This window comes from Rothia sp. CCM 9419 (assembly GCF_048512815.1).
In the GTDB taxonomy this organism is placed as follows: domain Bacteria; phylum Actinomycetota; class Actinomycetes; order Actinomycetales; family Micrococcaceae; genus Rothia.
The window spans coordinates 38,391-56,988 of record NZ_JBLXXY010000002.1 but is presented as its reverse complement, the minus strand read 5'-3'; the positions used below and the strand labels follow the sequence as shown (position 1 = coordinate 56,988).

Annotated in this window: 15 protein-coding genes; 4 read left to right on the top strand and 11 right to left on the bottom strand. The window is 46.4% G+C overall.

The window, feature by feature from the left end; genetic code table 11:
• The 7 genes from ACN08W_RS02235 to dinB all read right to left on the bottom strand — a co-directional run bounded on the left by ACN08W_RS02235 (nt 1) and on the right by dinB (nt 8,128).
• Nucleotides 1-1,689, bottom strand: coding sequence for a UDP-N-acetylmuramoyl-L-alanyl-D-glutamate--2,6-diaminopimelate ligase (locus ACN08W_RS02235; RefSeq protein ID WP_419108692.1), 1,689 nt, complete (start codon nt 1,687-1,689; stop codon nt 1-3).
• Nucleotides 1,690-1,758: 69 nt separating this feature from the next.
• Nucleotides 1,759-3,636: a peptidoglycan D,D-transpeptidase FtsI family protein gene (locus ACN08W_RS02230; protein ID WP_419103004.1), complete on the bottom strand. Its 1,878-nt coding sequence runs from the start codon at nt 3,634-3,636 to the stop codon at nt 1,759-1,761.
• Between the two features lie 205 nt (nt 3,637-3,841).
• Nucleotides 3,842-4,552, bottom strand: a complete 711-nt coding sequence (locus tag ACN08W_RS02225) for a hypothetical protein (RefSeq protein ID WP_419108691.1) — start codon at nt 4,550-4,552, stop codon at nt 3,842-3,844.
• A complete protein-coding gene (gene rsmH, locus ACN08W_RS02220; RefSeq protein ID WP_419108690.1) occupies nt 4,553-5,545 on the bottom strand; it encodes a 16S rRNA (cytosine(1402)-N(4))-methyltransferase RsmH in 993 nt (330 codons plus the stop codon). It lies immediately after the preceding gene.
• 74 nt (nt 5,546-5,619) lie between these two features.
• The gene (gene mraZ, locus ACN08W_RS02215) at nt 5,620-6,054 is read right to left on the bottom strand and encodes a division/cell wall cluster transcriptional repressor MraZ (RefSeq protein ID WP_419108689.1); all 435 of its coding nucleotides are present in this window, start codon (nt 6,052-6,054) and stop codon (nt 5,620-5,622) included.
• Between the two features lie 277 nt (nt 6,055-6,331).
• On the bottom strand, nt 6,332-6,718 hold the full coding sequence (locus tag ACN08W_RS02210; RefSeq protein ID WP_419106818.1) for a DUF3040 domain-containing protein: 387 nt from the start codon (nt 6,716-6,718) through the stop codon (nt 6,332-6,334).
• A 147-nt stretch (nt 6,719-6,865) separates the two neighbouring features.
• Nucleotides 6,866-8,128, bottom strand: a complete 1,263-nt coding sequence (dinB, locus tag ACN08W_RS02205; protein ID WP_419108688.1) for a DNA polymerase IV — start codon at nt 8,126-8,128, stop codon at nt 6,866-6,868.
• A 172-nt stretch (nt 8,129-8,300) separates the two neighbouring features.
• On the opposite strand from dinB, the gene ACN08W_RS02200 reads away from it, so the two are divergent.
• Nucleotides 8,301-9,428, top strand: a complete 1,128-nt coding sequence (locus tag ACN08W_RS02200) for a polyprenyl synthetase family protein (RefSeq protein WP_419108687.1) — start codon at nt 8,301-8,303, stop codon at nt 9,426-9,428.
• Nucleotides 9,429-9,549: 121 nt separating this feature from the next.
• Here ACN08W_RS02200 and ACN08W_RS02195 read toward each other — a convergent pair whose 3' ends face one another.
• The gene (locus ACN08W_RS02195; protein ID WP_419103096.1) at nt 9,550-9,882 is read right to left on the bottom strand and encodes an Rv2175c family DNA-binding protein; all 333 of its coding nucleotides are present in this window, start codon (nt 9,880-9,882) and stop codon (nt 9,550-9,552) included.
• Between the two features lie 164 nt (nt 9,883-10,046).
• Here ACN08W_RS02195 and ACN08W_RS02190 point away from each other — a divergent pair, with 164 nt between their 5' ends.
• On the top strand, nt 10,047-11,465 hold the full coding sequence (locus ACN08W_RS02190) for a serine/threonine protein kinase (RefSeq protein WP_419102997.1): 1,419 nt from the start codon (nt 10,047-10,049) through the stop codon (nt 11,463-11,465).
• 98 nt (nt 11,466-11,563) lie between these two features.
• On the opposite strand, the gene ACN08W_RS02185 is transcribed toward ACN08W_RS02190, so the two are convergent.
• Nucleotides 11,564-12,937, bottom strand: coding sequence for a class II 3-deoxy-7-phosphoheptulonate synthase (locus ACN08W_RS02185; protein WP_419108686.1), 1,374 nt, complete (start codon nt 12,935-12,937; stop codon nt 11,564-11,566).
• 200 nt (nt 12,938-13,137) lie between these two features.
• On the bottom strand, nt 13,138-13,896 hold the full coding sequence (locus ACN08W_RS02180) for a lysophospholipid acyltransferase family protein (RefSeq protein ID WP_419108685.1): 759 nt from the start codon (nt 13,894-13,896) through the stop codon (nt 13,138-13,140).
• A 240-nt stretch (nt 13,897-14,136) separates the two neighbouring features.
• Here ACN08W_RS02180 and ACN08W_RS02175 point away from each other — a divergent pair, with 240 nt between their 5' ends.
• Entirely contained in the window at nt 14,137-14,895 is a 759-nt protein-coding gene (locus ACN08W_RS02175; protein WP_419108684.1) for an alpha/beta hydrolase, read from the top strand.
• A complete protein-coding gene (locus ACN08W_RS02170) occupies nt 14,892-16,904 on the top strand; it encodes an AMP-dependent synthetase/ligase (RefSeq protein ID WP_419108683.1) in 2,013 nt (670 codons plus the stop codon). Before ACN08W_RS02175 ends, ACN08W_RS02170 begins: the two co-directional genes overlap by 4 nt.
• Before the next feature lie 96 nt (nt 16,905-17,000).
• Here ACN08W_RS02170 and ACN08W_RS02165 read toward each other — a convergent pair whose 3' ends face one another.
• Nucleotides 17,001-18,413: a mycothione reductase gene (locus tag ACN08W_RS02165; protein WP_419108682.1), complete on the bottom strand. Its 1,413-nt coding sequence runs from the start codon at nt 18,411-18,413 to the stop codon at nt 17,001-17,003.
• Between the last annotated feature and the right edge of the window lie 185 nt (nt 18,414-18,598).

Here is an 18,598-nt window from a genome sequence, read left to right as displayed (position 1 = left end):
TTATGCCTCCAACATTAGCTGATAGTCAGCAAGTACGCTGTACCCATAGCGGTTAAGTGCCCGAGCTACTTCTACCCTATCGTCAAGTTCAATATCAACACCAGCAATATCTTGGGCTGTTTCATGCCCACGTCCAGCAATAAGGACAGAGTCCTGTTTGCCAGCTAGCGAAAAGGCATAATCGATTGCGTCAGCTCGAGGGGAAATGTTAAGTATCCGTTGTGCGCGGGCGCCAGATGCTTTTTCTTGTTCTGCGCCATCAACCACAGCTTGACGAATCGGTGTTGGATCTTCGTCATGAGGGTCATCGTCAGTGACGATGACAATATCTGCATATTGTGCAGCGATGCTACCCATAATGGGACGTTTTGTTTGGTCACGGTTTCCGGTGGCACCAAAGACAATAATCACTCGCCCATTCTGTTCAGCAGGGTGTACCGCTTCTAGCGCTCGTTTGAGCGCGTCAGGGTTATGTGCGAAATCAACGATAGCGGTGGGGGCTTCTCCAATCAACTGCATACGTCCTGGAACGACGGGGGTGAGGGTTTGTGCGCATTGCAAAACTTGTTCTAGTTCTGTCGTATTATGGCCTGATTCATAAACCATGACGGCAGCTAATGATGCGTTAGAGACATTGAAGTCTGCTGGTAATTGTGTTTGTAAGTTCAGTTGGGTTCCATCTGTGCGAACTACGGTAAAACGGTGTCCGATGCCGTGGCGTTCGACGTTGAGAAGTACCCAGTCTTGTGGGTTAAGCCCTGTCGGTGCATGTTCGTATCCTGCGCCGGCATTTGTGTAGAGTGCTACGACGTGGTTAGCTCCCATTGCTTGGCATGCTTGCTGGTAGATGTGTTCACCCCAAGCATCATCAACGGTAATAACGGCCCGAGCTGAACGTTCTGGGGTAAAAAGCTCTGCTTTAGATGCGCAGTAGCTTTCCATATCTCCGTGTAAATCGAGATGGTCTTGAGTCAGGTTAGTAAACCCTGATACGTCGTATCGGATGCCGTCGACACGTCGGTAGTCTAAGGCATGCGAAGAGACTTCCATTGAGGTCGCGCCAATGCCTCGTTCTCTCATTAAGGCAATAAGTGAGTGTACATGTGGGGATTCTGGCGTAGTCAGTTTTGAGGGGATAGATTCTTGTCCTGCAAGAATCTCGATAGTTCCGATAAGACCGGTTGTATTTCCAAGACTTTGCATCATGGAGTTCACCATATATGTTGTGGTGGTTTTTCCATTGGTTCCGGTAACAGCAAAGAGCGTCGGAGCGCTGCCGTCTTGAGGTTGAGATTGGTAGATGTAGCCAGATAATGGTCCGATGAGCTCGCGCAGTTCTTCGCATCGGATAACCCCTAATGTGAGCTCTTGAGCTGACAGATTTTTCGCTTTGAGGATTTCTAGACCTTGTGTATCAGTAAGTATCGCTGAAGCTCCTTGGTTGATTGCGGCTTCAACGAATTTTGCGCCATGAGTTTGAGCTCCGGGGATAGCGACGTAGAGGTCTCCTGATTGGACTTCACGGGAGTCCATTGTGATTCCAGTGATATGTGGTGTATCAGTGAGCAGCTGGGCGGGGTGTCCCACGTTTATTAGGTAATCAACCAATTCTTGTGCGGAGCGTCCGACGATATGTTGCGGTCGGAGGCTCTGAGCGGTTCCTTGACCGGTTGGTTCCTCAGTGCTCATAGTATTCTGCGCTTTCATAATATTCTTATTTTATAAGGTTGCTGGAATTTTCGTGAGTTAAAGACTCTTTTACCCTATCGAGTCTTGTTTTGATTCATCTTTTTCGGCAAATTTTTGGATTTCTACTGGTTCACTGGTTGAGTGCGGAACGTTATAAGTGCTCAGCACTTTTTCCATGATTTGCGAGAACTGTGTAGCAGCACCAGCAAGACCAACGTTATATGCGTTAGCATCTGGACGCTGAATCGTTACGCTGACCAAAAATTGTGGATTTTCTAGGGGTGCTACCCCCACAAAAGAGGTGGTGTACCCGTCGTACCCTGCTTTAGTTTCACTGGGTGCTTCTGCGGTACCAGTTTTTCCGCCCACTCGGTATCCTGCTACTTGGGCACCTTTTGCATTTTGTAGCACCACGTTTTCCATTAGGCTCAGGGTTTCTCGTGCTGCTTTTTCGGAGATGATTCTTTCTCCAGGCTCAATAGGCATCATTTCTTCGGTACCGTCGGCATCGATGATAGCGTCAACAATTCTTGGCTTCAGCTTGATACCTAAATTACCCACAGTTTGGTAAATCAAGGAGGTTTGTAGGGGTGTTTGAGCAACACCTTGGCCAAAGAGTACGGTGTATTGTTGGCGGACATCCCAGTCTTTCCAAGAGGCTACGATTCCTTGGTTTTCGCCGGTTAGCTCAATTCCCGTATATTCGCCCAAACCATATTTCTTAAGCCAGTCATAACGTTGTTCAGGAGTCATTTTCTTTCCCGCAAGAACAGTTCCGGTATTCATAGAGTCGGTAATGATGCCAGAGAATGTGCGTCTCTGGGGAGGATGTTCAAACGAGTCAGTAATGGTCTGCCCATCGATGACGAGTTCGGCAGGTACATCAAATACTGTTGTGGGTGTGACGAGGCCTCTATCAAGTAAGGCTGAGGCTGTAAGAATCTTTTCTGTTGAGCCAGGTTCTGTGGCTTGAGTGATGGCGCGGGGGTTCATGTCAGCGTAAGTGAATTTCTGTGACCCTGGGTCCATGGTACTGGAGTCTGCTAAAGCCAGAATTGAACCATCTGTTACGTTCATAACGACGGCGGTTGCCCATTCAGCTTTAAGTTCGTCGGCTCGTGCTTTTACAACTTGCTGGGCGAAGTATTGGATGTCTTGGTTGATGGTTAGACGCACATTTTTTCCGTTGACGGCGGGGATATTATGTTCGTCGCCAACGGGGATACGCACACCGGTTGCACTAATCTCGAAGCTACGTTCTCCGTTTTTTCCGGCTAGAGTTTCGCCGTATACGCGTTCAATACCTACGGAGTTGTTTTGAAGTTCAATCTCATCTGAACCTTCAACTTTAGCTTCAACCATTTGAAAACGTCCAACAACGGATCCACCTACTGCCCCATTAGGATAAAGGCGCTCAGAGGTAACTTTTCCGTACACAAATGTTGCGCCTAAGTCGCTAACAGCGTTATAGACCTCCGGTGTAACGTTGTCTTTAACCACCGAATATTTTCTATCACCGTCAAGTGCAGCTTTAACGTCTGAGTCTGACATTTTTAACAAATCAGCCAGCTCATACACTAATTGGCTCGGAGTAACGAGTTCCGTCTCATTCTGGTCTTTACTGCCTTTAACGTAACGACGAAACGGCGCAACGGCACTCTGATCGACGACAACAGTGTAACGCTGAACGGTTCGAGCAAGAATATTCCCGTTAATATCAAGAATCTGACCTCTTAAGGCCGGAATTTCTTGCGTTCGAATTCTTCGCTCTTTAGCCTTTGCCGCAATACCGTTTGGGTCAAACCCTTGAAGATATAAGAGACGCGCACTGAAAAGGCCTAAACCGGCGGTGCCGATTGCACTCGCTAAAAAGGCACGACGGCCGATTGCCCGACGTTCTGTCGGCCGTGAACTAGGTACGGGTTTCCTAGTTTCTTTTTCGTTCATCGCGTTTCCCTTAAACTCTCTCAACCTCTGGTCTTAGCACTACCATAACCGGCTAACACCATACCTATTTTTCCACAGCACTCTCAAGTTCACGCGACAAGTATTTGCCTACTTATAACACGTAGAATCTTTAAACCATCATCCTGCCTGAAAACAACATAGTTGAACCTCTACGACTGTGAGCGAAGGTGTCATATCCCAGTTATTAGTGGTTTGCATCTGGTGCAGAGGGATGAGTGGCAGGCTGTTGTGACGGCGAGGCAGAAGGAGGAGGAGCATTTTCCTGCCGTTCATGCTGCTGACGCTGAGCTTTCTGCTCAGCTTCTTTCTTCTGACGTGCAGCTTCTTCTTTACGTTTCTGTTCTGCACGTTCTTTTTTGAGCTGTTCAGCAGCTCGTTCGCTAGCCTTAGCATACGCTTCGGTGTCATACAAGGCAGGTGGGCTAATCAGATTTTTACGATGGTCTTGACCTTCAACTTTTGCCGCAGGAACAGGAGTTCCACTCAGCTGCCCTGTTTGCAAGTTCAGTGTTGTTGTCACGTCTGTTGCAACAAGCCCTAGTTGAGATGCACGCACCGCTAAATCTTGAGGTGCTTTATCGTACTCAATTTCTTGAACTAGCGCCTCATTTTTTTCAATCAGACTTTTTTCTTGCGCACGAAGATCGAGAAGTTCGTACTGTCCCTGCGCCGTGAGAATGTTAAGCCATAGGATAATTCCGAGGGCAAAAGGAATAGCAAGGAACCCGAGGATAATCAGCATTCTACGGTTCTTAGGCGCAGCACCTGGAACTAAAGCAGGCCGAGTTTTAGCAGAAGATACACTCACAGAATCAGAGACGAGCCGCAAATGTCGCTTTGACGAAGAATTTTTCATATTCTGCCCTCGACGAGGAAATTGAGGTTCAGCACTCATCTAACGCCCTCCTCCCTGATTCATCTTAACCTTTTCAGCAGCTCGTAATTTTGCACTAGCTGCCCTCGAATTTTCGCTAATTTCTTGTTCACTCGGCGGTTCTGCACCACGAGTAATAATTTTTAGCTCCGGTTTATGTTCTTCAAGCTCAACGGGAAAACCTTTAGGCGCACTAGAAGTCGCTTTTCGTACCATCGCTTTTTTAACAAGCTGATCTTCTAAACTGTGATAGCTCATCGCGACAAGACGCCCACCAAGATTTAGCGCATCGATAGCTGCTGGAATCGCTCGAGATAAAGCATCTAATTCATGATTAACTTCGATACGCAAGGCTTGAAAAGTTCTTTTTGCAGGGTGCCCGCCCTGACGTTGAGCAGCAACAGGAACAGCACGTTGGATGGCGCTGACAAGCTCTCCTGTTGTTACTAAAGGTTGCTCTTGACGGGTTTTAACAATCTCGGAGGCAATACGTGAGGCGAATTTTTCTTCTCCCCAAGAACGAATGATACGACGTAGCTCTTCAACAGAATATTCATTCACAATACGCTCTGCAGTGAGTTCTTCAGTAGCGTCCATACGCATATCTAATGGTGCATCATAGGAATAAGCAAACCCGCGTTCGCGCTCATCTAGTTGCATAGAAGAAACACCAAGGTCGAAGAGCACACCATCAACAGAACTTAAGCCCAATGATGAAAGAACATCTGGAATTTCATCGTATACAGCGTGGATAGGTTTAAATCGTGAACCAAAGCGTTGGAGTCGCTCCCCCGCGATACGGTGAGCTTCAAGATCACGGTCAATACCAATAACGGTTAGTTTTGGGAAACGTTCAAGCATCGCTTCGGTATGCCCACCCATTCCTAACGTCCCGTCAATAGCATAAGCGTTGTCACGACTGATAGCAGGTGCAAGAAGCTCAAGGCAGCGGTCAAGCATAACGGGGATGTGCCTCTGATGGGCTTCTTTGCCGAGTGCGGCGCCGTCAGTCACTTTTGCTCCTTCACGTTATGACCTATAACGTTTTCATGATGTTGGTGGTTCTTTGAGGCGGTATCTTTAGGTGCTTATAAGACGAAACCTTCTAAAGCTTCTTCATCTGTTGCAGAAAACTCATATTCCTTCGCTGCAAGGTATGTTTCCCATACTTGAGAATCCCAAATCTCAGCTCTGCTACCGGCACCGATAACAGTTAGTTCTTTCCCCAAACCTGCATACTCGCGCAGGTTCGTGGGAATAGTGACTCTTCCCTGTTTATCAGGTACTTCATCAGAAGCGCCCGACAAGAACACACGAATATAGTCACGGGATTGTTTAGATGATATGGGAGCCATCCTCATCCGCTCATGAATTTGTTGAAACTCTTCTAGAGGGAAAACGTAGAGACAACGTTCTTGCCCTCGAGTTAACACGAGCCCATCAGCCAAGGAATCTCTAAAACGTGCAGGGAGGATAACTCTCCCCTTAGCGTCAAGACGAGGTGTATATGTTCCTAAAAACATTAGTACACCTCACATTTCCTTGGTTTCTTCATGCACTTAAAGAATGAAAACTACAACCATGTTGTTTCGCCTTACCCCACTTTACTCCACTTTCCTCCCCAGTCTACCCAAATACCCGCATTTCTCGATGTTTTTAAGAGTTTTCACATATCTTTTGCGATGACACCCAGGTAAGCAACGACAAAGCATCATTCCCCACTCCTACAACACCTCAACACATAAAAAACGGCGGTATGGTCACCCATACCGCCGTTTACTTCAAGGACCTAAGAAAAAACTACAATCCACCGTTTTGACGTTTATCCCATTTCTCTTCTAAATCTTTCATAAAACGTGAGGTATTTTTTGAGGAAGAACGCACCTTTGAAGAAGAAGTCTTTACCGCAGCCTTAGAGGAATCTTTTAATGTCGCAACATAAACTCCAACACCGGTAATGACACAACCAAAAACACCAAGAAGAATAAGCTTTGTGCTGACACCAGCCAAGACAATACCAAGCCCAACAAGAGCAATCAAAACACCAAGAACTAAATGCCGAGCAGAATACGTCACAACAGAAGAAGTCTCAGAGGAAGACATGGAGCTTGCAAATTTTGGGTCTTCCGCGTTGAGCTGCTGTTCAAGCTGCGCTAGCAACTGTTGCTCACGTTCCGAAAGTGGCATATTGCTCCCCTGTCTTCATAATTATTGATGGGATACAAGAGACAAAGTATCTCTTTCTCAAACTCTCTCCTCATCATACAGAAGCATTATCTCCAGTGCTATGGATACACCAAGAATAATGAGGGTTATTTTCTTCTCACCCACATCCTACGATGTCTCATCTTTTTCTGAGAGAGAAGAATTCAATAATTTTGCGGGCATGATGCCCTTAACTCCGAAACGTTCATGGATTTGATCCATCATTTCTTCTGTTCGACGCCAGTTGTCTTCCCTTCCGAATGATGTTGAGCCAGAAAGAGAATTCTCGTACTGTGATTCTCGATCAAAGAGAGCGCCTTGAACACCAGTTTCTATATCGCGCAGGTTTTCTGCTCTTACACCAATCAGACGAATCCTTCGATGAGCAATACCGTTACTATCAAAGATAGAAAGCTCCCGCATTTTATCTAAAGCGACAGTATAAATTTTTTGCCCAGAGTTCGTACCTTCTGAAGAAGAGGTGGAACGAGTTACTGTATGAAAATCTGAGTATCGAATTTTAATGGAAATCGTTGATGCGTATTTACGAAGTTTGCGGAGTCGAACACCTAAAGATAAAGATATTTTCAGCAATTCCTGTTGTACCTGCTCGCACGATGAAACATCTTGATAAAAAGTGTGTTCTGCCCCCACTGACTTCTCTGGACGTTGAGGGATAACCTCGCGAGGGTCAAGACCTCGAGCAATATCATAAAGATGAGAGCCTGAACTCGCACCAAAACGTGAAATAAGGAAAGGACGGGAATAATCGCGCAGCTGGGATACAGTGTGCACACCAATATCAGCTAATAGCTGCTGTGTTTTAGCTCCAACTCCCCACAATTTTTCAACCGGCAGAGGGTCCAGAAAATCTTGCACCTGATGAGGAGCAATAGCCCATAAACCATGAGGTTTACTTGCAGAAGAAGCCATCTTAGCAATAAATTTTGTAGGACCTATCCCCACCGAACAAGGTAAAGATAATTCACGCATGATTCTTTGCCGAATATGATGAGCAGCACCCACGGGGTGTCCCAAAGTACGAACGGTACCACTCAAGTCGACAAAGGCTTCGTCAATACTTATCTTTTCAACCAGCGAACTATAACTTTTCAGAATATTCATCATCTGATGAGAATAGTGGGCATAATCTGCGCTCGGCGCAAGAATAATAGCGTGCGGACATAACGATTTTGCCCTCAGAAGTGGCATTGCCGATCGGACACCATAAGCACGTGCAGAATATGAGGCAGAAAGCACCACAGAGCGAGCGCTTTCTTTCGCCACGATGACGGGTACATCCGTCGTATAGTTTCGATGAAGCAACTCAGCATTCACGAAAAAAGCGTCCATATCAAGGTGCATAATGATTCTTGAGGGTTTTTCTGTCATAAGAACACCACCTAAATAGAACATATATTCGATATAACGCTACTAAGAGCATATAACTTTTGACAGCTTCTAGGAATCAACACCCGGAGAGTTCTTGTATTACAGTAGATTTTCTTTCAAGACCTCCCCTAAAATGGGGAGAGTTTACTCCCCTCATGCTCAAGGATCACCATTGGCTCATAACGCTCCAAACCAGACGATTGCAGAACAGGTCCGTGCAGAACAAGAAGCTTACCTTCAAGCGGTAGAAGACCATATGCAAGCGTTTTTCACGAGCCAAGAACGGCTTCTTCACAAGATTTCTATTGAGTCGGTTGAACTTCTGAATGCTATCCGTAGGCTCTGCTCAGGAGGAAAGAGAATTCGTGCGCTCCTAAGCTATTGGGGTTATCGTGGCGCAGGTGCACACGATATCTCGAATGAAATTGTTAAAGCAGGCGTGGCCATCGAATTATTCCAAACGGCAGCGCTGATTCACGACGATATTATTGATCGTTCAGATACTCGACGTGGCGCACCATCAGTGCACCGCGGATTTGAATACGAGCATCAGAAGCAACAGTGGCTTACGTCTTCAGAAAATTATGGTACTTCTAGCGCCATTATCGCAGGAGATTTGTGTCTATCGTGGTCCGAGATGATGTTTAGTTCTATCGGAGACAAAGCATTATGGGGTTCTGAAGCTCGACATATCTTTGACCTCATGCGCACTGAAGTGATGGCAGGTCAGTACCTCGATATTTTCAACGAGGTAGTACCGTCAAGAGGTTACCAGCAGTCTTTGCAATATGCCCGCAATATTATCCGTTATAAATCTGCAAAATATTCATGTGAGCACCCGTTATCTTTAGGTGGAGCGCTCGCCTTGAATATTTCTTCGGATGAGTCGAGCTCCTTACTTGAGCAATACCGTTCTTTTGGGTTGCCATTGGGTGAAGGTTATCAGCTTCGAGACGATGTATTAGGTGTCTTTGGAGAGCCACAAGAGACAGGAAAACCTGCCGGTGACGATCTTAAAGAGGGAAAGCGGACGGTACTCATCGCTCTTGTCGAGAAGAACGCTCCTCGAGAACATTGGGAATTATTGAATTCTCAGTTGGGGAACCCCGAGCTGAATGACGATGAGATTTCTCAGCTACGAAAGATTATTACTGATTCTGGTGCGCTTGCAGAGGTCGAAAAAGACATCGAAAGTACCAGAAATGAAGTATTTTCAGCTTTAGAGAGTATGCAGATTGATGAGCTCACTCGCGTTGCTTTAGCTGGCATTGTGTCGAAGATGTTGCATCGACGCTCATAGGCTCTTATGTATCTGGGGGTCCTGTACGACGAGATGGAAAATGGTGGTGTAGCTATCATAGATTCTACGATAGCTACACCACCATATGATGTATCTGATGTTTTTTACACCGTAAGAGGCGTTACCAAGCTAACGCGCTAGCACGACGACGAATCTCGGTTTTCCGTCCTTGATGTAACGCATCAATAGGACGGCCAGGTAGGGATTCATCCTCAGTAAATAGCCATGTGATAGCTTCTTCGTCACTGAACCCAGCGTCTTGAAGAACGATTAACGTTCCTTTAAGAGATTCCAAAACGTGTTCTTCTCGGAAGAAGAATTCTGGAACTTTACGAATCTGAGTTTCTGGGTCGCGAAGAGCTAAAAGCGCACGTTCTGCGATAAGAGAGTGTACGCGAGTTACCTTAATATCAAGTAGCTCAGCGATATCGGGGATAGTGAGCCAATTGCCCACAAGGTCAAAAATCTGTGCAGTAGTTTTTTCTTCAGTCACAGTTAATGAGTCTGCCAGATATTGAGAAGTTTTTCCGTGCTTTAGAGCACCTCAAAGGATTTTATTCGCTAAGAATGAAGATATTTTCACCCTATCGACAGTTTTGAGCCTAGTAGTATAGCTACATGAGTAAATCACGTTCTGACGCATGGCTCACTGGAAAAACTTTTGGCCAACGCTATCAACTCGGCAAAAAAATCGGCGAAGGGGGTATGGCAGAGGTTTATTATGCTACGGACGTGTTCTCTCATAATCCTGTGGCTATTAAGGTTTTGTCTGCTCGTTTTTGTTCAGATATCTCACAGCAGCAAAAATTTTTTAGAGAAGAACGTTCTCTTCGCAATATATCTCATGAGCATGTCGTGGGTGTTATTGATTCTGGTGTTCAAGAGGAACAAGGCTATCAGCTGATGTTTCTTGTTCTTGATTATGTGCACGGTTGCACATTGCAAGATTTGTTAAACCATCGTAAGGTTCTCACACCAGCAGAAATGTTTGAGATTATTCTGCCAGTAGTTGAGGGTCTTTCTGAGGTCCATGCACACGATTTGATTCACCGTGACCTCAAACCAAGCAATATTCTTCTCTCTGCAGATTATCGAGACATTAAACTGACAGATTTTGGTTTGACCCGACGTGCTGACCAGACGTGGACAGGTGAGCTGATGGGCACGCCGTCATTTGTTGCCCCAGAGATTGTCACGCCCGGAGCTGAGGTGGGAGTACAAGCAGATATTTTCTCTCTGGGGATTATCATGTACCGTATGCTCAGCGGCAGACTTCCCTTCGCAGAGTGTTCAGATGATCAGCAGGTTATCTACCATAATGTGAAGACGGAACTACCAGACATCAATAAATATGCTCCGCAACTTGATCAGAGCATTTCAGGAATCATCAAATGGTGTACGCGTAAACCGGCGAGAGCGCGCCCGTCTCACGCTACCGAGCTTTTTGAAATTCTCCAACAGGTTCATTCAGATTTATCACCTGATGCGTTGAACTATAGACAGACAGATGATGCACTTCCGAGCAGAAGTCTCTGGGAGGACGTTGCACAGCTGACGGCGGCAAGTCAACCTTTGGAAGAATCGCAGAACCTTATCTTTACTGCTTTTAAAGAAGTCGATAAAAACTTAAAGTTCGCAGACTCTCGCACGTTCGAAGACGCCAAGTCAGAAAATACTTATTATTCTGATAGTTCAGTACGAGATACAACAGCAGAAAATTCCGACGATACGTCCGCCCTAAGCGCTCAATATTATCTTCCACAAGGGCCTGCTGAGTCTTCTCACCCGATAGTGACCCCGCCTCAACAAGCTTTTCATACTCATCCTACAACTCGTCGCAAGCCCCCACAGTCGTGGACTCGAAAGCCTACTCTGCCTGTATGTATAGGAATAATGCTCGTCTTTATTCTCACATACACTATCGCAGGTTTCCTAGGGCAACAGCTAGCGGTGATTCTCATACAATCTCCGCTCATTCCGCATCTCAACGCTTTGCCGGCACTGCCGAGCGAAGGACTTCTCTTTGAAAGCTTTTGATAAAAAGCTCAGACATTAATAGTTGAGGGGCAATAGAATTTTTTCCTACTGCCCCTCAACTATTGAAAATATTATTTTTTAAATACCCTCAATGAGGTTTAGCGTCGTGCAAGATACTCTGCAACCAAGAACGCGATCTCCAAAGATTGGCGGTGGTTAAGCCGTGGATCGCAGAGAGACTCATAACTATCTAAGAACGCTGATTCGTCAACGGGGTCTGAGCCTCCCAAACATTCAGCGACGTCGTCGCCTGTCATCTCGATATGTAGCCCACCGGGGAATGTTCCCAATGCCTCGTGCACTTCAAAGAAACCACGAACTTCATCGACAACATCGTTAAAGCGTCTTGTCTTATATCCTGATGGCACAGAAATAGTGTTACCGTGCATGGGGTCTGTTACCCAGACAATCTTTGAGCCTTCAGATTTAACCGATTCAACGAGGGGAGGAAGATTTTCTCGAATTTTCTGTGCTCCCATGCGAGTAATGAAGGTCAAACGTCCTGGTTCACGTTCTGGATCTAAAATGTCGATGAGGCGGAGGACTTCTTCCGTAGATGTCGTTGGTCCAAGCTTAACACCGATGGGGTTACGCACCTTAGACAGGAAGTTAACGTGTGCATCGTCTAGTCCTCGGGTTCGTTCACCAATCCAGATGAAGTGTGCAGAGGTGTCATATGGGTTTTGAGTACGTGAATCAATCCGTGTCATGGCACGTTCGTAGTCGAGGAGTAATCCCTCATGCCCGACGTACATTTCGGTTGCTTTAAGAGCTTCAAAATCGGCTCCGCAAGCTTCCATGAATTTAAGTGCACGGTCAATCTCTCGTGCTAAAGATTCGTAGCGTGCGTGTGCAGGGTTAGCGGTAAAGCCTTTATTCCATTGGTTGACTAAACGAAGGTCAGCAAACCCTCCTGTTGTAAAAGCTCGGACAAGGTTAAGCGTTGATGCGGAGGTGTGGTATCCACGTACCATACGTCGAGGATCATGAGCACGAGCTTCTTCCGTGAAGTCAAAGCCGTTAACCATTTCGCCACGGAACGAGGGCAAGGTGATTCCATCACGTGTTTCATCGTTTGAGGAGCGAGGTTTTGAAAATTGTCCTGCCATACGTCCCATTTTGACAACGGGCATAGAGGCACCGTAGGTGAGTACGACAGCCATTTGTAGGAGTGTTTTTACTCGTGCTGAGATTTTATCGGCGGTAGCGTCGTTAAAGGTTTCAGCGCAGTCTCCACCTTGGAGGAAGAAAGCTTTTCCTTCAGCAACGTTCGCGAGTCTTCTGCGCAGACGGTCCACTTCACCGGCAAAGACAAGAGGGGGAAGTGAGCTGAGCTCTTGAATAGACGAAGGATAATCGGGGTGTTCATGCCACGTTGGTTGTTGGTCAATATGTAGATTGCGCCATTCGTCAAGCTCTGGCAGATTGTGGGAGTTCAGCGTCTGACCATGTTGGCTGTTTTCTAGTGACATATTAGGTTTCCTTCGAGAGTACGAAAGTTCTGCGGTATCAGAAAATGGGGTGCTACAACAAGATACCGCGCTTAAGATATGGGTGTTCTTAGAACGGTATTCTTGTGAAGCTACTGCTTGGTAAGCAAGTGACTCATACCCTCTGCAGGGTACGAGTATTTTGGTGAACATTACCGGTATCTTGAGCAGTTTGCAAAAAATTAGGACATTATCTCAGCAATAGCTTCTTCTGCTGTGACATGATGTTTTTTCATGCGGTCTTTGACGTCTGCAGCATAAACCGGAACGTATTCTTGTTCGCTAAGTTCACGGATTGCTTCCACAATACGGTCAGCGACAAGGCGTTGAACTTTATGGTCAGATGCACGGTCCCAGTATTCGGAGAAATCTAAGGGTTTTCCAATACGTGTTTCTACGGTAATAGCGGACCCGTCAGCATTTTTGAAACGTACAGCATTTGTTCCAAGTGGTTGGACCCGGTCTGTTCCGATTTGCCCGATAGGAACAACTGGAACGCGAGCGCTCAGGGCAAGTTTTGCAACACCAATTTTTGCTCGGTAGGCTCTGCCGTCGGGGCTTCTTGTTCCTTCTGGGTAGATGCCGAGGTAGCAACCTTCGTGTAGTTTGTTGATTCCTTGGTTGAGAGAGGCTTGGCTTTTAGCTCCACCAGACCGGTCCATAGGAATTTGTCCAACGCCGCTGAAGAACCAGCGCATGAGGCGTCCTTTGAGTCCGGTTCCGGTAAAGTAATCAGATTTTGCGAGAAAGAATACTTGTCGAGGTACTGACATGGGAATAAAGAGGGAGTCGCAAAATGCTAAGTGGTTGCTGGCAAGAATGGCTCCCCCTGCTGGTAAGTTTTCTTGTCCTTGGACGCTGTGGTGATAGATGCGTCCAAGCAGTGGAGTGCAAACTTTTTTGAGGACCATATATAGGCGGGTGCTTTGGGTATTTTTCATTCTTGTGGGTGTGCCTCTCTACACGAGCGTCGAATGCATTCATAGTTTATCAATAGTGTTCTGTCTGCATCTCGTTTTGGTTGCGTGGCTTGAGAACTGTCATGGCCTAAGTAGTGCAGGTTTATTTTTGCTGGAGTGTTTTTGTGACAGTTGTGTCTTTGATACGAGGTGAATGCTGTTCAGTGACCTTATAATGAGTGGTGTTCGCGTTCCGATGAGGCACCTTCAGGAGATATAGTTTTGGCCGGTATTTTTAACCATCAGCCGATATCTTTTCGTGGTCAAAAGTCTATCGGTGTGCTGGTGTTGCATGGTTTTACGGGTTCGCCGTGGAGCATGCGTCCTTTAGCTGAGCATGTGATGGGGTTGGGATATTCGGTAGAACTTCCTTGTCTGCCGGGTCATGGCACCTCATGGCAGGATATGTCGAGGTTTTCTCGTCATGATTGGTTGGCTGAGGTAGATCAGGCGTATTGGCGTTTACGTTCTCAAGGGTGTGACGTTGTTATTGCGGGTTTGTCGATGGGTGGGGCGTTAGCTCTTTATCAGTCTGCTCGTCGTCCGGTGGTGGGAACAATTGTTATTAATCCTTATGTTGTAAATCCAACCCCGTTGTTGTCTTTGACTCCGTATACGAAGTTTTTTATCTCAAGTACGTCTTCTATTGCTTCTGATATTGCGTTAGAAGGTGTTGATGAGGGTGCTTATGATAGAGTTCCTACTGCCTCTGCAGCGCAGTTACATTTTTTGGGGCGACAGTTGCGTCCGGTGATACCGCTTTTGTCTGAACCAGTTTTATATTTTCGTTCACGGCAAGATCATGTGGTTTCAGATGCTTCGCACCGTTATTTTCTGAAAAATGCGCTCTGCCCGGTAGAGTTTATTGAGCTTGAGAATAGCTATCATGTGGCAACTCTTGATAATGATGCCCCGTTCATCTTTGAACATGCTACTGTTTTTCTCACATCATGTGAATTGAGCCAGAAAGTTACCTTATGAAGTATGTTTCAGTACCAGAAGCTGTCACCTGTGACCCACAGCTCAACGTTACCGATATTTTGGAACGTAAAGTACAACATAGTGAGAACCCCGTTCTTTACCGTGTCCAGTACTCCCCTGGCAACTGGGTACCTATTCGTGCCACCGAGTTTAAAAAACAGGTAGTAGACCTTGCTAAGGGTATGATTGCTGCAGGCATCGAAATTGGCGATACCGTTGGCATTATGTCCCGCACCCGATATGAGTGGACGCTGATTGACTTTGCAATCTGGTATGCCGGCGCCATTTCAGTTCCTGTCTATGAAACTTCTTCACCTGCTCAAGCCGCTTGGGCGCTTTCGCACTCTCGGGCAAAAGCAGTGTTCGTAGAAACAGAAGCCCTTGCTCACACTGTTGCTGAAGGTGAGCAGTTCGCTCCCCTTGTATTAGACAATACCTGGGTTATTGATCAAGGTGACCTCAAAGAACTGGTCCGCAAAGGTCAGGATATTAGTGATGAGGTAGTGGAGCAGCGTCGCTCCCACGCTACGTTAGAGTCTGTTGCGTCCATTATTTATACGTCTGGCACAACAGGAAAGCCTAAGAGTTGTCCTCTCACTCACGGCATGTTTGCGCGTGTTGCAGCCAACATCTTGGTGGGTGAACCAAATGTTTCTAAACCGGGTGGTTCAACAGTGTTGTTCTTGCCTTTAGCTCACGTCATGGCTCGTATCATTCAGATTACGGCGATGGACGCTGGAGTTGTGGTTGGTCATTCTTCTAATATCAAGAATCTAACCTCTGATTTAGGTTCGTTTAAACCAACCTTCTTGTTGGTGGTCCCCCGTCTCTTTGAGAAGATTTATGAGGCGTCAGTGCGTAAGGCAGAGAAAGGCGGAAAAGTTAACGCTAAGCTCTTCCACCGTTCTGTTGACGTAGCAATTCGTTGGTCGAAGGCTTCTATCGCTGGAAAAGTTCCCCGCACGTTAGCGCTACAATACGCATTCTATGACCGTCTGGTTTACTCTCAGTTGCGTAAAGCAATGGGAGGAAACCTCCGATATGCGGTATCTGGTGGAGGCCCCTTAGCTCCTCGGTTAGGCCATTTCTTCCATGCAGTAGGTGTTATGGTCATTGAGGGGTACGGACTAACTGAATGTACCGGTCCTATCTGTGTTGGACGCACCCGCGACTTTGAGGTCGGAAATGTTGGTACGTTGTTACCTGGTGGTGCTGCTCGTCTTGCTGAAGACGGCGAGTTAGAGCTTAAAGGTGTTGGTGTCATTACGGGGTATCTTGATAACCCTGAAGAAAACGCTATCGCTTTCACAGAGGATGGTTGGTTCCGTAGCGGCGACTTAGCTCAAATTGATGAGCGTGGTTTTATTAAGATTGTCGGACGTAAAAAAGAAATTATTGTGACAGCTGGTGGTAAAAACGTTATTCCTTCAGTTGCTGAAGAGCGTCTACGTACTTCCCCACTAGTTTCTAATGCCATGCTTATTGGCGATGAGAAACCGTTTATTGCGGCACTGATTACCCTCGACCCAGACGCTTTACCAGATGAGTTAGAGCATCTTGGTTTACCGCGTGAGATGTCTATTTCTGATGCGGCTATTAACCCTAAAGTTCGTGAGGCTATTCAGAAGTTTATCGATGAGGCAAACACGTTTGTGTCACGAGCGGAATCTATTCGTGAGTTCCGTATTATGAACCGTGATTTTACCGAAGAAGAAGGGCATTTGACTCCGTCACAAAAAATTAAACGTGCTGTAGTTTCGCATGATTTTGCTTCATATATTGAGGATATTTATAACCGTACTAAAGAGTCTGTCAATGAGCAGTCTAAGAAGTTCGAAGAGTTCCGAGCAGAGCGTGCTGAACGTGCTGAAGCTAAACGTGCTGAACGTGCCGAGAAACTTGATGAGTTCCGTCAAGAAACTGGCAATAAACTCATTGAATTAGGTGAGCAGATTAAGGACTACACACCTAAACATAGCGCCGGTCAGGACGAATCCTCCAGCGAATAATAACCTTACCTTGATAAAAAGATGATGGGTGTTGGCTCCTCCCGTTTAAGGGATTGAAGCCAACACCCATCACCCGTTAATGGTGGTACAAACTTTTTAGGAGTGTAAGTCAAGACCTAGAATAGCGTTCTCAACAACTTCTGTGAGTGCTGGATGAATCCAGTACTGTCCGCGAGCTAGAGTTCTTAGGTTTTGTCCAAAGCTCATTGCCTGAATGAGGGGCTGAATCAGTAATGATGCTTCAGCGCCCATAATATGTGCCCCTAATAGTTCTGCAGTATCTGTACGAGCGATAAGTTTGACAAAGCCTTCGGTGTCTTCCATCGCCCACCCGTAGGCGGTATCACCATATTTTTGGACTTTAGTAACAATCTCAAAGCCTTCTTTTTCTGCCTGTTGCAGGGCTTGTTTCTCGGTGAGTCCTACGCTAGCGATCTGCGGGTGTGTGAAAACAGCAGCTGGAACGATGTTGTTTTCTGCGCGGTGTAGGTCTTCGCCTTCCCATAGGTTATGTTGTACGGCTCGCATCTGTGCATTAGCGACGTGTTTGAGCATCCACGGTGAACTAATATCTCCTAAGGCGAAAACGCCCTCTACAACTTTTCCGTTCGATAGTGCCCGCTGGTATTCGTCAACTGCGAGGAACCCACCGTCTACCACATCATAACCGGCGTCTTTGAGTTTGAGCGATGCGCTGTTTGGTGTTCGTCCAACAGCCAAGAGAACGAGTTCTGCGTTAAAAGTTTTTTCTTCTCCTTCATGTTTTGCACGAACCGTGACTTGCTGAGTGTTCTCGTCTGTCTCGATGGCATGGACGGGAGTATTAGTGTATACGCTCCATTGTTTACGTGCGTTGTGTTCAAAACGTTCTGAGATGAGTTCGTCAGCACCACGTAGCAGAGTTTCTGAACGGTGTAGCTGAGTGACCTCAGTACCTAAGGAGCTGAAGACATGTGCAAATTCTGCGGCAATAAACCCTCCACCAATAATGATGAGACTCTTGGGGAGTTCTTCAATGCGCATAATAGTGTCAGAGGTGTGCACTAGTGGGCTATGGGTGCCATCAATATTTTCGGGGATGGTGGTGTGTGAGCCGGCAGCAATCACAATCTTTGGTGCGTGTAGTTGTCGCCCACTATCGGTTTGAAGGGTATGTGTATCAATGAAATGTGCGTACTCTTCGATGACAGTAACGTTATCGAGGGTTTTGCGGTAGTTGAGCCCGCCTTCAGAGATTGCGTCAATGCGTGTAAAGATTCTGTCTCTCATCTGTTTCCATGAAACGTTCACAAGCTCAGCTTGCACGCCAAGGCGTTGCATATGAGTAGTCTCGTAGGCAAGAGTTGCGGGATAAACGTATTGTTTAGTGGGGATACAACCGAAGTTCAGGCAGGTTCCTCCGAACGTTCCGCCATCCACGATGGCAACTTTTTGATGTTCCCAGCGTTCATCGATGAGAGAGTTCCCTGAGCCTGATCCAATAATGATGAGGTCGTATTCTTCGGTCATGTTTCCTCCGTGAAATGAGTGTTCGGGATAGATTCTGCTGACTATAACGGGTTTGATAGTGGTTCTATTCCCTCGTTGACAGCCTTTGATGTGTTTATGCTACGGCGTTGATAAAAGATGAGGTCTTTCTTTAACAAAAAAGAAGTTTTGTTAAAGAAAGACCTCATCACCTAGTGAATTATGTT